Origin of the sequence: Citrobacter sp. Cm046, assembly GCF_030333065.1 — a bacterium.
Classification (GTDB): domain Bacteria; phylum Pseudomonadota; class Gammaproteobacteria; order Enterobacterales; family Enterobacteriaceae; genus Citrobacter; species Citrobacter murliniae.
Genome location: NZ_JAOWGP010000039.1, coordinates 58,411 through 71,436, shown reverse-complemented (window position 1 = coordinate 71,436; position 13,026 = coordinate 58,411). Strand labels below are relative to the sequence as shown.

The window sequence follows — 13,026 nt, the reverse complement described above, 5'->3', positions numbered from 1 at the left end:
TTTTCATGAAGGTAAATATCGATACCAGCGATATGCTGTATGCCGAAGCATGGCTTGGCTTTAAAGGTACGGACTGGAAAGAAGAAATTAATGTCCGTGATTTTATTCAGCATAACTATACGCCTTATGAAGGGGATGAATCTTTCCTCGCCGAAGCGACGCCAGCGACCACAGCATTGTGGGAAAAAGTGATGGCGGGCATCCGTATTGAAAACTCGACGCATGCGCCGGTTGATTTCGATACCAACATTGCAACAACGATTACCGCACACGATGCGGGTTATATCGAACAAGAACTGGAAAAGATCGTTGGTCTGCAAACGGATAAGCCGCTCAAGCGTGCCCTACATCCGTTTGGCGGCATTAACATGATCAAAAGCTCTTTTGATGCCTATGGTCGTGAGATGGACGCGGATTTTGAATACCAGTTTACTGAGCTGCGAAAAACCCATAACCAGGGCGTATTTGACGCTTACTCCCCGGATATGCTGCGCTGCCGTAAGTCCGGTGTATTAACCGGTCTGCCGGATGGTTATGGTCGTGGCCGCATCATCGGTGACTATCGCCGCGTCGCACTGTACGGGATCCGTTATCTGGTGCGTGAACGTGAATTGCAATTTGCCGATCTCCAGTCGAATCTGGAGTGGGGGCAGAATCTGGAAGCTACGATTCGCCTGCGTGAAGAGCTGTCTGAACATCGTCGTGCACTGCTGCAAATGCAGGAAATGGCGGCGAAATACGGTTGCGATATTTCCCGTCCGGCGCGTAATGCTCAGGAAGCTGTGCAGTGGGTCTACTTTGCTTATCTGGCAGCGGTGAAATCTCAGAACGGCGGCGCAATGTCTTTGGGCCGTACCGCATCGTTCCTCGATATTTATATTGAGCGCGACTTCAAAGCCGGGCTCTTAACCGAGCAGCAGGCTCAGGAACTGATCGACCACTTCATTATGAAGATCCGCATGGTGCGTTTCCTGCGTACACCGGAATTCGACACCCTGTTCTCGGGCGATCCTATCTGGGCAACGGAAGTCATTGGCGGTATGGGGCTGGATGGTCGTACGCTGGTCACGAAAAACTCCTTCCGCTACCTGCATACACTGCACACCATGGGGCCAGCACCTGAGCCGAACCTGACGGTACTGTGGTCTGAAGCTCTGCCGATTGCATTCAAAAAATATGCTGCACAGGTCTCTATCGTCACTTCATCTTTACAGTATGAAAACGACGATCTGATGCGTGCTGACTTTGACAGCGATGACTATGCCATCGCCTGCTGTGTCAGCCCGATGGTTATCGGCAAGCAAATGCAGTTCTTTGGTGCACGTGCCAACCTCGCCAAAACGCTGCTGTACGCAATCAACGGCGGTGTGGATGAGAAGCTGAAAATCCAGGTGGGTCCGAAAACGGCTCCGCTGATGGATGATGTGCTGGATTACGACACGGTGATGGAGAGCCTGGACCACTTTATGGACTGGCTGGCAGTGCAGTACATCAGTGCGCTGAATATCATTCACTATATGCACGACAAGTACAGCTACGAAGCCTCACTGATGGCGCTGCACGATCGTGATGTCTATCGCACGATGGCATGTGGCATGGCGGGTCTTTCCGTCGCGGCGGACTCCCTGTCGGCTATCAAATATGCGCGAGTGAAACCGATCCGTGATGAGAGCGGTCTGGCAGTCGATTTCGAAATTGAAGGCGACTATCCGCAGTACGGTAACAATGATGAGCGCGTAGACAGTATTGCCTGCGATTTGGTTGAACGCTTTATGAAGAAAATTAAAGTGTTACCGACCTATCGTAACGCGGTACCGACGCAGTCTATTCTGACCATCACCTCCAACGTGGTGTACGGACAGAAAACCGGCAACACGCCGGACGGACGTCGCGCAGGTACTCCGTTTGCACCAGGGGCAAACCCGATGCACGGTCGCGATCGCAAAGGTGCCGTTGCGTCGTTAACCTCAGTTGCCAAACTGCCATTTACCTATGCCAAAGATGGTATCTCGTACACCTTCTCCATTGTGCCGGCGGCGCTGGGCAAAGAGGATAGCGTACGTAAAACCAACCTGGTCGGTCTGTTGGACGGTTACTTCCATCATGAAGCGCATGTCGAAGGCGGGCAGCACCTGAACGTTAACGTCATGAACCGCGAAATGCTGATGGATGCGATTGAGCACCCGGAAAACTATCCGAACCTAACGATCCGCGTGTCTGGCTATGCGGTGCGCTTTAATGCACTCACCCGTGAGCAGCAGCAGGATGTTATTTCACGTACTTTCACCCAGGCGCTTTAACGCCGGAGGGGCTATGAGAAAAATTATTGCAACTGAATGTGCGCCAGGGGCCATTGGGCCTTACGTGCAGGGTGTGGATCTGGGCAGCATGGTGCTGACCTCAGGTCAGATCCCGGTGTGTCCACAAACGGGTGAAGTGGCAGAAAACGTGGCCGATCAGGCGCGTCAGAGCCTGGAAAACGTTAAAGCGATCGTGGAGTCTGCGGGTTTGAAAGTGGGCGATATCGTGAAGACCACCGTATTTGTTGCTGATCTGAATGACTTCGCCACGATTAACCAGGTGTATCAGCAGTTCTTTGATGAGCATAAAGCAATCTACCCAACGCGCAGTTGCGTGCAGGTTGCTCGCTTGCCGAAGGATGTGAAGCTGGAGATTGAAGCCATCGCCGTACGTGGCGACACGTTGTAATCCCCCCCGCGGGGCGATCGTCAGGATCGCCCCAATCCTGTAATGAGTGTGAAACCTGGTCTTCACTGAACGGCAATCCGAGGGTGTGGATATGATTAGCGCATTCGATATTTTTAAGATTGGCATTGGACCTTCCAGCTCCCATACCGTGGGACCAATGAATGCAGGTAAACGTTTTATCGACCAACTGGTCAGTACCGGAGAATTACCTCAGACCACGCGCATTGTCGTCGATCTTTATGGTTCGCTTTCCCTGACCGGAAAAGGCCATGCGACCGATGTCGCCATCATGATGGGGCTGGCAGGTAACAGCCCGCAGAGCCTGAATATTGACGCAATTGCTGGTTTTATTCAGGAAGTGACCCGCTCCGGACGTTTGCCGGTTGCCGGGGGTACACATGTGGTCGATTTCCCTCCAGAGAGCAACATTCTTTTCCATACAGAAACGCTACCACGTCATGAAAATGGAATGCGGATTACTGCATGGAATGGCGAAGAGAAGTTGTTAAGTAAAACCTATTACTCCGTTGGCGGTGGTTTTATTGTTGAAGAGGAACATTTTGGCCTGGCGCACGATACCGAGGCGCATGTGCCGTACAACTTCCATTCCGCCAGCGAATTGCTGAAGCTGTGCGAGAGAAACGGGCTTTCTGTTTCCGGCCTGATGATGCAAAACGAACTGGCGATGCGCAGTAAAGAAGAGATTGATGCGGGCTTCGCTCAAATCTGGGACGTCATGCATGCCGGTATAGAGCGTGGCATGAACACTGAAGGCGTCCTGCCTGGTCCTCTTAACGTTCCACGTCGCGCTGTGGCGTTACGCCGTTTGCTGGTTTCCAGCGATAACCTGTCCAGCGATCCGATGAACGTCATCGACTGGATCAACATGTTCGCTCTGGCGGTGAGCGAAGAAAATGCGGCCGGGTGTCGGGTCGTTACCGCACCGACGAACGGCGCATGTGGGATTATCCCCGCGGTGCTGGCCTATTACGACAAGTTCCGTCGCCCGGTGAATGCGAATTCAATTGCTCGTTATTTACTGGCCGCAGGGGCGATAGGTGCGCTTTATAAGATGAATGCGTCTATTTCTGGTGCTGAAGTGGGCTGCCAGGGAGAGATTGGTGTGGCGTGTTCAATGGCAGCAGCCGGGCTGACTGAATTGCTTGGCGGCAGCCCATCACAGGTCTGTATTGCCGCTGAAATCGCGATGGAACATAACCTCGGGCTCACCTGTGATCCGGTGGCGGGGCAGGTACAAATTCCATGTATTGAACGTAACGCGATCAACGCTGTAAAAGCCGTAAACGCCGCGCGTATGGCGCTGCGTCGCACGTCTGAGCCACGTGTATCACTCGATAAAGTTATCGAGACGATGTACGAAACCGGTAAAGACATGAACGATAAATACCGTGAAACTTCTCGTGGCGGTCTGGCGATCAAAGTGGTTTGTACCTGAGGTGATAGCTGTGCCTGATGCTACGCTCATCAGGCCTGCGGTTTACGCGCGCTTGTGACTTTTGTCGATCAGATAAGGCGCAAGCGCCGCCATCCGACGGTGAATTAATCAAAATGGCATGATAAAAAAGGTGCACTTAGGTGCACCTTTTTTGTTGTGATCTGCTTCAAAAATAGAAACTCAATTCTTAATTTTCCTATAAAAGAGAAAATATTTCTTAACTTTTAGAAATTACAGGGGCTTGTTTGTGAAGTTTTTCTCTGACCCTGCGCGTATGATTTCTTCATTCAAACAACTCGCCTGCATCTCATGTACTGCGTATCGCCTTGAGGCAGTACGACAAAAATAAAAAAACCTCTACCTACACATTGAGCGAGAAATTATGGAAACGGCAACGAATAATAGCGTAATACTCGATGCATCCGCTCCGGCGCGTCGGGCTGGCATGACCGAAAGCGAATGGCGGGAAGCCATTAAGTTCGACAGTACGGATACTGGCTGGGTCATTATGAGTATTGGAATGGCGATTGGTGCGGGGATTGTTTTTCTTCCCGTTCAGGTGGGCCTGATGGGGTTATGGGTTTTCCTGTTATCCTCTGTTATCGGCTACCCCGCCATGTATTTGTTCCAGCGTTTGTTTATCAATACGCTGGCTGAGTCTCCTGAGTGTAAAGATTACCCGAGCGTCATTAGCGGCTATTTAGGCAAAAACTGGGGCATCCTGTTAGGTGCTCTGTATTTTGTGATGCTGGTTATCTGGATGTTCGTTTATTCCACCGCCATTACTAACGATAGCGCCTCATATCTGCACACGTTTGGCGTTACAGAAGGTCTACTGTCTGACAGCCCGTTCTATGGTCTGGTGCTGATTTGCATTCTTGTTGCCATCTCGTCACGCGGCGAAAAAATGTTGTTTAAAATCTCCACCGGTATGGTGTTAACCAAACTGCTGGTGGTGGCGGCGTTGGGCGTTTCGATGGTCGGGATGTGGCATCTTCACAACATTGGCGCGCTGCCGCCGATGGCGCTGTTGATTAAAAACGCGATTATCACACTGCCATTCACCTTGACCTCAATTCTGTTTATTCAAACCTTAAGCCCGATGGTTATTTCGTACCGTTCTCGTGAAAAATCCATTGAGGTCGCACGTCATAAAGCCCTTCGCGCTATGAATATCGCGTTCGGTATTTTGTTTGTCACCGTCTTTTTCTACGCAGTTTCTTTCACTTTAGCAATGGGTCACGACGAAGCAGTTAAAGCGTATGAGCAGAATATTTCCGCTCTGGCGATTGCCGCGCAGTTTATCAGCGGGGATGGCGCTGGTTGGGTGAAAATCGTCAGCGTAATTCTGAATATCTTCGCCGTTATGACCGCTTTCTTTGGCGTTTACTTAGGCTTCCGTGAAGCGACCCAGGGTATTGTGATGAACGTACTGCGCCGCAAAATGCCGGCCGAAAAGATCAATGAAACACTCGTTCAGCGCGGCATCATGGTATTCGCCATCTTACTGGCCTGGAGTGCGATTGTGCTCAATGCGCCGGTACTGAGCTTCACTTCTATTTGTAGCCCAATCTTCGGCATGGTGGGTTGTTTGATTCCGGCCTGGCTGGTCTACAAGGTTCCTGCACTACACAAATATAAAGGCGCATCTCTGTATCTGATTATTATCACAGGTCTGCTGTTGTGCGTTTCTCCGTTCCTGGCATTTTCTTGAGTTATCTGAGCAAAGGTCGTTGTTATGTTTGAGACTACATTGAATCCAATATGGGATAGTTTTATCCGCGCGGTGCAGGAAGAGGTTAAACCTGCACTGGGTTGCACCGAACCTATCTCTCTGGCTCTGGCCGCAGCGGTGGCATCCTCTGAACTGAGCGGCGCGGTTGAACGCATTGATGCCTGGGTATCACCGAACCTGATGAAAAACGGTATGGGCGTCACCGTGCCGGGTACCGGAATGGTAGGTCTGCCCGTCGCGGCTGCACTGGGTGCGCTGGGGGGAAATGCTCGCGCAGGTTTAGAAGTGCTGAAAGATGCATCCGCTGAAGCCATTACGGATGCAAAAGCCATGCTGGAAGCCGGGAAGGTTGCGGTGATGCTGCAGCAACCTTGCGAGGATATTCTCTTTTCGCGCGCTAAGGTTTATAGCAGTGAAGGGTGGGCGTGCGTCACCATTGTAGGCGGTCACACTAACATTGTGCACATTGAGACTAACAACGGCGTGGTGTTTACCAAAGAAGAGTTGGCGCAGGACGACGAGCAGGTATCACCGCTGGCAGTGTTATCCCATACTTCGCTGGAAGAGATTTTAGCGTTTGTGAATGCGGTACCGTTTGAGTCGATTCGCTTTATTCTGGATGCGGCAAAATTGAACGGTGCATTGTCCCAGGAAGGATTACGCGGAACCTGGGGATTACACATCGGTGCCACACTTGAGAAGCAGTGTGCTCGTGGTTTGCTGGCAAACGACCTTTCAACCGCCATTCTGATCCGTACCAGTGCGGCATCGGATGCGCGTATGGGGGGGGCGACACTGCCTGCGATGAGCAATTCAGGATCTGGTAATCAGGGCATTACCGCCACGGTACCGGTAATGGTGGTTGCTGAACACTTTGGTGCCGATGATGAAAAACTGGCGCGGGCGTTGATGCTGTCACACCTGAGCGCGATTTACATTCATCATCAGCTTCCACGCTTGTCGGCTTTGTGCGCGGCGACCACTGCGGCGATGGGCGCGGCGGCAGGTATGGCATGGCTGGTAGACGGTCGTTACAATACTATCGCGATGGCTATCAGTAGCATGATTGGCGATGTAAGCGGGATGATTTGCGATGGCGCTTCAAACAGCTGCGCGATGAAGGTCTCTACCAGTGCGTCTGCGGCGTGGAAGGCGGTACTCATGGCCCTGGATGATACAGCCGTGACCGGTAACGAAGGGATTGTGGCACATAACGTGGAGCAATCTATTTCGAATCTGTGTGCGCTGGCATGTCGTTCGATGCAGGAAACCGACAAGCAGATCATAGAGATTATGGCCAGTAAAGCGCATTAACTACCCGGCCGGATAAGGTGCGTTAGCGTCGGTATCCGGCAAGGTGATCCTGTATCAGATGCCGCCTTATCAGGCGGCATCTTCCTCTTCCAGCCGGATCTCGGCATCGGCAACAATCGCTTCCAGTTCAGTCAGCATTTCTTCGTAGCCGAAAGTGACCGTTTCCTGTGGTTTGGGCTCTACTTTTGTTTGCCGTTTTTTTGACGATTTTTTGCTCATAGCCGCACTCCCTTGTTTTCCCTGACTATACGGGCAAATCTATCAGCAAAGCGCGTAATGGCGTATCGGCAACCAACGTTATGTTAGCTTCGTCACGAATAAATGCGCCATCGCCACAGGTCAGTGCTTCTTTCTCCGCTCCAGACGTTAACGCATGGAAAGTACCGTGGATTGACTGCAAATAGGCCCGTGGTCCATGTAACTGAAAACTTAGTGATTCACCTTTTTGCAGTTCAACATGGTGTACCCATACCTGCTGGCGAAGATGCAGACTGCCTTGCTCACCGTCCGGGGATGCAATTAACTGATGTTTACCTGCGCTCAGCGTATTTTTCTGTACACAAGCATTTTCCCGCTGTGGGCAGGCATCCAGCCACAGCTGCATTCTGGTTAATGGCTTATCTTTGCTGAGATTGTGCTCGCTGTAGCTTATTCCTGGCTGCGTGGCGAGCAGTAAGACTTCACCGGCTTTAGCCTGAATATGGTTGCCTTCGCTGTCGCGATATTCAGCTTCCCCTTCGAGGATCAGGTTTACGATATCAACCTTCGGATAGGTACGTGGCTGGAAAGAGGCTCCCGGTGCCAGAACTTCCTGGTTCAGAACACGCAGTGAGGCATAACCCAGCAGTTTAGGATCAAAATAGTGTCCAAAGGAGAAGGTATAACGGGCCTGCAGCCAGCCGTAGTCTGCTTGTCCGCACTGTTTGGCTGTTCGGGTAGTAATCATAGTTCTTGACCTCTCTTTACTTCCTTTTATGTTAAATGGCTAGACGCTGCATTGTTAGCCAGATATTCTGCCCGGTATGTTCAAATTTCCTGAATGAGAACGAAATGGCCAAAGAAAGGGCTTTAACGCTTGAAGCGCTACGCGTTATGGATGCAATTGACAGACGTGGCAGCTTTGCCGCTGCGGCAGACGAACTGGGGCGTGTACCTTCCGCACTCAGCTACACGATGCAAAAACTGGAAGAAGAGCTGGACGTCGTATTGTTTGACCGTTCAGGTCATCGTACAAAATTCACCAATGTGGGGCGGATGTTGCTTGAGCGTGGGCGCGTGCTGCTGGAAGCGGCAGATAAGCTCACCACCGATGCTGAAGCGCTGGCTCGCGGCTGGGAAACGCATCTGACGATTGTCACCGAAGCGCTGGTGCCAACGGCCGCATTTTTCCCACTCATCGACCGACTCGCTGTGAAGGCGAATACTCAGCTTTCCGTTATTACCGAAGTATTGGCAGGGGCATGGGAGCGTCTGGAACAAGGGCGAGCAGATATTGTGATTGCCCCGGATATGCATTTTCGCTCATCGTCAGAAATTAATTCCCGCAAACTGTACTCGCTGATGAACGTCTATGTAGCTGCACCGGATCATCCTATCCATCAGGAGCCAGAGCCGTTGTCAGAGGTCACTCGTGTGAAATACCGTGGTATTGCGGTCGCAGATACCGCCCGAGAGCGCCCGGTGTTAACCGTTCAGCTTCTGGATAAACAACCCCGCCTGACGGTGAGTTCGATAGAAGATAAGCGCCAGGCGTTGTTGGCCGGGCTGGGGGTGGCGACCATGCCGTATCCGCTGGTGGAAGAGGATATCGCGGCAGGCAGACTGCGGGTTGTTAGCCCGGAATCCACGAATGAAATTGATATCATCATGGCGTGGCGACGGGACAGTATGGGTGAGGCGAAATCCTGGTGTTTACGGGAAATTCCGAAGCTGTTTGCCGGAAAGTAGCGCAAGCACCGTTACAGGCCTGCAAATATAGCCATTTGTAGGCCTGATAAGCGTTACGCTATCAGGCATCCACATATACCGCGTCAGGACTGGTTTTTTGGGTCCGACCCGAAGCGGTTACTACCCGGCGTACCGTTTTGACAGTTGAAAATGACGATTATCAACCAGCCAATGATAGGGATCAGCAGCACTAACAGCCACCATGCTGAGCGATCGGTATCATGCAGACGGCGGAACTGCACTGCCCACCACGGTATAAATACCAGAACCCCATAAATTGTCGTTAATATGCCTTCTCCCCCGGCGCGTTGCCAACCAAACATTCTGTCCAGAATGCCCAGTACGAACGTAAAGATGATGTTGACCAGAACAAACATCCAGTACTCTTTGCGGCGTGCACGGCCGCTAAAGCCAAAGTAGTTCTTTAATACGTTTAAATACCAATCCATTTTTGCCTCGTTCTGCATTCAATTACTTGTTTTTAAAGCAATCAAAATAAGAATAGCTGTGATTGGTTCGTGGGTAAATATTTACGATGTTAATTAATAAGGCACCCTGAAGGGTGCCTGTGTAAATTATGCGAAACGGCTATCACGTCCGTGCGGCTCGTTGAGGTCCTGCCATGGCCCAATGGAAATAATACCGGTCGGGTTGATGGTTTTGTGGCTACGGAAATAGTGATTACGGATATGGTCAAAGTTAACGGTGTCCGCAATGCCCGGCACCTGGTAGATATCGCGCAGGAAACCGTAAAGATTCAGATAGTCACTAATACGGTGTTTGTCGCACTTAAAGTGGGTGACATAGACCGGATCAAAGCGCACCAGCGTGGTCCACAGGCGAATATCAGCTTCTGTTAACTGGTCACCGATCAGGTAGCGATGCTGACCGAGAATTTGCTCCAGCCGTGCCAGGGATTCAAACACTTTTTCCACTGCGTCGTCATACGCCTGCTGGCTGGTGGCAAAACCGGCTTTATAGACACCGTTATTAACGTTGTCATAGATCCAGCTATTCAGCTCGTCAATTTTACTTTGCAGGGCTGGTGGGTAGTAATCACCGGCTTTTGCGCCCAGCGCATCAAAGGCGGTGTTAAACATACGGATAATTTCTGCCGATTCATTACTGACAATGGTGTGATTTTTTTTATCCCACAGTACCGGAACGGTAACCCTGCCGCTGTAATGCGGATCGGCGTGTAAATACAACTGATAGAGAAACTCGTGCTGGTAAAGCGTATCGCCTGTCGCTGCCGGGAAATCGTCATCAAACGTCCAGCCGTTTTCCAGCATCAGCGGATTTACAACAGAAACGGAAATAAACGGCTCCAGCCCTTTGAGCTTGCGCAGAATTAGCGTGCGGTGCGCCCACGGGCAGGCAAGAGAAACGTACAGGTGATATCTGTCTTTTTCGGCGGCAAACCCACCTTCGCCAGTTGGACCCGGCGAGCCATCAGCGGTGAGCCAGTTACGGAAAGCCGATGCAGAACGTTGAAATTTTCCTCCGGTAGATTTGGTGTCATACCAGGTGTCATGCCAGACGCCATCAATCAGTTGTCCCATTATCTCTCTCCCGGATAGCAAAACGAGGAGCTAATCCCCTCGTCTTTTTTCTTTGAGTATATACCCTAAATAATTCGAGTTGCAGGAAGGCGGCAAGGGAAGAAATCCCCAGGAACATTAATAACTATGTGACTGGGGTTTCTGAGTGTAGCCAACACACCGGCAATTTATAGCTTGCTTACCACTTTTTATTCAGTACGCGGTCGATGCTGAATGCGCCCGGACCGGTGATAGCCAGCAGCAGGAAACCGCCTGCAATGGTCAGGTTTTTCATGAACATCAGCGAGTTCATGCCTTCCGCAAAGTTGCTATGGAAGATGAACGCGGTCAGCAATGTGAAGCCTGCAGTGAACAGCGCGGTAGTACGAGTCAGGAAGCCAAACAGAATGGCCAGACCGCCGCCGAACTCAAGCAGGATTACCAGTGGCAACATAAAACCAGGGACGCCCATGGCTTCCATGTACTGTTGGGTACCCGCATATCCGGTGATTTTTCCCCAACCTGCAGAAATAAACAGGATTGGCATCAGAATGCGCGCTACCAGTACACCAACATCTTCTAATTTTTTCATCGTACTCTCCAGGAAACCACTCAGGCGGTATATTTTGTTTTTTGTGCATCAACGCTGTATAGCGCGTCATTGCTGTCGATGGAGAGAATAATAAACGTGGATAATGACAATTGTTAGCAAGGAAAACTGTCAGTAATTTTCAAAAAATTTGAGTGATGAGAAGCGAGAAATTTGCTGCCTGAAAGCGATGCGCCATCAGGCATGGGAGTGAGGAGATTAACCGCGCAGCTGCTGCTGTCTGATTGTTGCCTTCACCAGCCGCCATGCGCTCCAGACGCTAAAACCACGTTTGGCCCAGCGTACGAGCAGGTTAGGATTACGGATCGTGCGAATCGCCATGATGCTGCTGCCGACTAACACCCAGGAGCGCAGGTTCAGTAGTGTATTCCAGCCGCGATCGTACGCACCAGTTGCCTCGAGCCAGTCGCGTCGGGTGGCTGTCAGATCCAGCCGTTGCTGCTGGATCTGACTAAGCAGCAGTGCCTTACGTTTTTGACGCTCGACTTTACTGCTCATTATGCATCATCCTCCAGGGCCCGCCTGTCGTTAGCGAGTTCATTGCGGGTATGGCGTAACAGTGTTGACTTGCGGGCCTTACGTAATGTCCATAAGCCGCCAATGAGGGCCAAAAGCAACAGCACCACGGTGGTGGCAATCATCGCGTTGAGGCGGTACTGAGGGTCAATGGCCCAGATGATAAGTACCATCAGGCTCATCAGACCAAAAGCAGCGAACAGCATGGTCAGCCCCAGCATCAGCAGAAGCTGAAAGAGGTTGGCTTTTTCCTCTTCCAGTTCAACGACGGCCAGCCGCAGGCGGGTTTCGACTATTTCAACGAGGATCGTGATGATCCGTTGTCCGATACCCAGTACGCTCTTGCCTGGACCTTGTGCGTGATGAGAATCCGCCATTGTTAACGGCGCGACAGCAGTACGCCAAGTACCACACCGACCGCAGCGCCGATGCCGACGCCTGTCCATGGGTTTTCGCGCACATAGTTATCGGCACGGGCAGCGGCTTCACGGGTTTGCTTGGCAATCACGTCGCTGGTTTCTCCCAGACGATTACGGCTCTCTTTCAGTGCTCGTTCAGCCTTGCTGCGAATTTTACTCAACTCTTCTTTCGACTTATCGCCAGAGGAGCTCAGTACCTCTTCAAGCGTATCCGCAAGGGATTTCAGCTCAGCGCGCAGGTGTTCCGTAGCATTATCTTTTGACATAGTTCTCTCCAGGTGAGTGGGTAGTTACCGTACTTAGTAATCGCGAGATTCAAGTTCTTTCAGCTCTTTCTGAGCTTCCGCGAGCTTATGTTCGCGCTTTGCGATTTTATCCGCATCGCCTTTTTGCTTCGCCTCGGCTAAATCACGCTGACGCTCAGCTATCTCATCTTTCTGCTCTGAGATTTTTTTCTGATGGTCGGCGCGCAGTTTACTGTCAGTACAGTTTGCCCGGACTTCGCTAAGTGCCTTGTTCAGGCCATTGATGCGGTTCTGATTATTGTGCTTTTCGGCATAGCTAATCTCCCGCTGAATATCTTGCTCTTTTTCCTGACAAAGGGTGTTGGCGTAGCTGCCGGCACTGAGTGTGAAAAGGGTAATAGCCAAAGCGATGCGGTATTTCATTCTTGAACCTTCCATTGTGATTCGACCCTGTTACTTGGGGGTCGTTGCTCCAGGTAATAAAGCATGGGCCATAAACCCAGTTTATTAATCATAGGCACTAAACGGCGAAAT

15 protein-coding genes are annotated in these 13,026 nt (G+C 51.2%); 6 read left to right on the top strand and 9 right to left on the bottom strand.

Features of this window, described 5'->3' with window-relative positions:
• The first annotated feature begins 5 nt into the window (after nt 1-5).
• The 5 genes from pflB to OGX98_RS11495 all read left to right on the top strand — a co-directional run bounded on the left by pflB (nt 6) and on the right by OGX98_RS11495 (nt 7,214).
• The gene (gene pflB / locus OGX98_RS11515) at nt 6-2,300 is read left to right on the top strand and encodes a formate C-acetyltransferase (RefSeq protein WP_048220502.1); all 2,295 of its coding nucleotides are present in this window, start codon (nt 6-8) and stop codon (nt 2,298-2,300) included.
• 13 nt (nt 2,301-2,313) lie between these two features.
• Nucleotides 2,314-2,709, top strand: coding sequence for an enamine/imine deaminase (locus OGX98_RS11510; protein ID WP_045447911.1), 396 nt, complete (start codon nt 2,314-2,316; stop codon nt 2,707-2,709).
• 91 nt (nt 2,710-2,800) lie between these two features.
• The gene (tdcG, locus tag OGX98_RS11505) at nt 2,801-4,165 is read left to right on the top strand and encodes an L-serine ammonia-lyase (protein WP_286595312.1); all 1,365 of its coding nucleotides are present in this window, start codon (nt 2,801-2,803) and stop codon (nt 4,163-4,165) included.
• A gap of 382 nt (nt 4,166-4,547) precedes the next feature.
• Nucleotides 4,548-5,879, top strand: a complete 1,332-nt coding sequence (locus OGX98_RS11500) for an SLC5/6 family protein (RefSeq protein WP_048220504.1) — start codon at nt 4,548-4,550, stop codon at nt 5,877-5,879.
• A 24-nt stretch (nt 5,880-5,903) separates the two neighbouring features.
• Nucleotides 5,904-7,214 carry an L-cysteine desulfidase family protein gene (locus tag OGX98_RS11495; RefSeq protein WP_200010045.1) on the top strand — a complete coding sequence of 437 codons (1,311 nt, stop codon included), beginning with the start codon at nt 5,904-5,906 and terminating at the stop codon, nt 7,212-7,214.
• Between the two features lie 69 nt (nt 7,215-7,283).
• On the opposite strand, the gene OGX98_RS11490 is transcribed toward OGX98_RS11495, so the two are convergent.
• Both OGX98_RS11490 and OGX98_RS11485 read right to left on the bottom strand, forming a co-directional pair.
• On the bottom strand, nt 7,284-7,433 hold the full coding sequence (locus tag OGX98_RS11490; RefSeq protein WP_136345234.1) for a protein YhaL: 150 nt from the start codon (nt 7,431-7,433) through the stop codon (nt 7,284-7,286).
• A gap of 25 nt (nt 7,434-7,458) precedes the next feature.
• Nucleotides 7,459-8,160: a pirin family protein gene (locus OGX98_RS11485; RefSeq protein ID WP_286595311.1), complete on the bottom strand. Its 702-nt coding sequence runs from the start codon at nt 8,158-8,160 to the stop codon at nt 7,459-7,461.
• 104 nt (nt 8,161-8,264) lie between these two features.
• On the opposite strand from OGX98_RS11485, the gene yhaJ reads away from it, so the two are divergent.
• Nucleotides 8,265-9,161 carry a DNA-binding transcriptional regulator YhaJ gene (gene yhaJ, locus OGX98_RS11480; RefSeq protein ID WP_045447896.1) on the top strand — a complete coding sequence of 299 codons (897 nt, stop codon included), beginning with the start codon at nt 8,265-8,267 and terminating at the stop codon, nt 9,159-9,161.
• 83 nt (nt 9,162-9,244) lie between these two features.
• Here yhaJ and OGX98_RS11475 read toward each other — a convergent pair whose 3' ends face one another.
• The 7 genes from OGX98_RS11475 to OGX98_RS11445 form a co-directional block, all read right to left on the bottom strand.
• Nucleotides 9,245-9,610, bottom strand: coding sequence for a DUF805 domain-containing protein (locus OGX98_RS11475; protein WP_045449799.1), 366 nt, complete (start codon nt 9,608-9,610; stop codon nt 9,245-9,247).
• A 126-nt stretch (nt 9,611-9,736) separates the two neighbouring features.
• Nucleotides 9,737-10,723, bottom strand: a complete 987-nt coding sequence (gene yqjG, locus OGX98_RS11470; protein ID WP_284097010.1) for a glutathionyl-hydroquinone reductase YqjG — start codon at nt 10,721-10,723, stop codon at nt 9,737-9,739.
• 178 nt (nt 10,724-10,901) lie between these two features.
• Nucleotides 10,902-11,294, bottom strand: coding sequence for a DoxX family protein (locus OGX98_RS11465; protein WP_048220506.1), 393 nt, complete (start codon nt 11,292-11,294; stop codon nt 10,902-10,904).
• 216 nt (nt 11,295-11,510) lie between these two features.
• Nucleotides 11,511-11,810: a YqjK-like family protein gene (locus tag OGX98_RS11460; protein ID WP_045447887.1), complete on the bottom strand. Its 300-nt coding sequence runs from the start codon at nt 11,808-11,810 to the stop codon at nt 11,511-11,513.
• Entirely contained in the window at nt 11,810-12,205 is a 396-nt protein-coding gene (locus tag OGX98_RS11455) for a phage holin family protein (RefSeq protein WP_045447884.1), read from the bottom strand. The genes OGX98_RS11460 and OGX98_RS11455 overlap by 1 nt, the downstream gene beginning before the upstream one ends.
• Before the next feature lie 2 nt (nt 12,206-12,207).
• Nucleotides 12,208-12,513, bottom strand: coding sequence for an ElaB/YgaM/YqjD family protein (locus OGX98_RS11450; protein WP_045447881.1), 306 nt, complete (start codon nt 12,511-12,513; stop codon nt 12,208-12,210).
• Between the two features lie 33 nt (nt 12,514-12,546).
• Nucleotides 12,547-12,915, bottom strand: a complete 369-nt coding sequence (locus tag OGX98_RS11445; protein WP_045447878.1) for a DUF1090 domain-containing protein — start codon at nt 12,913-12,915, stop codon at nt 12,547-12,549.
• Nucleotides 12,916-13,026 lie beyond the last annotated feature (111 nt).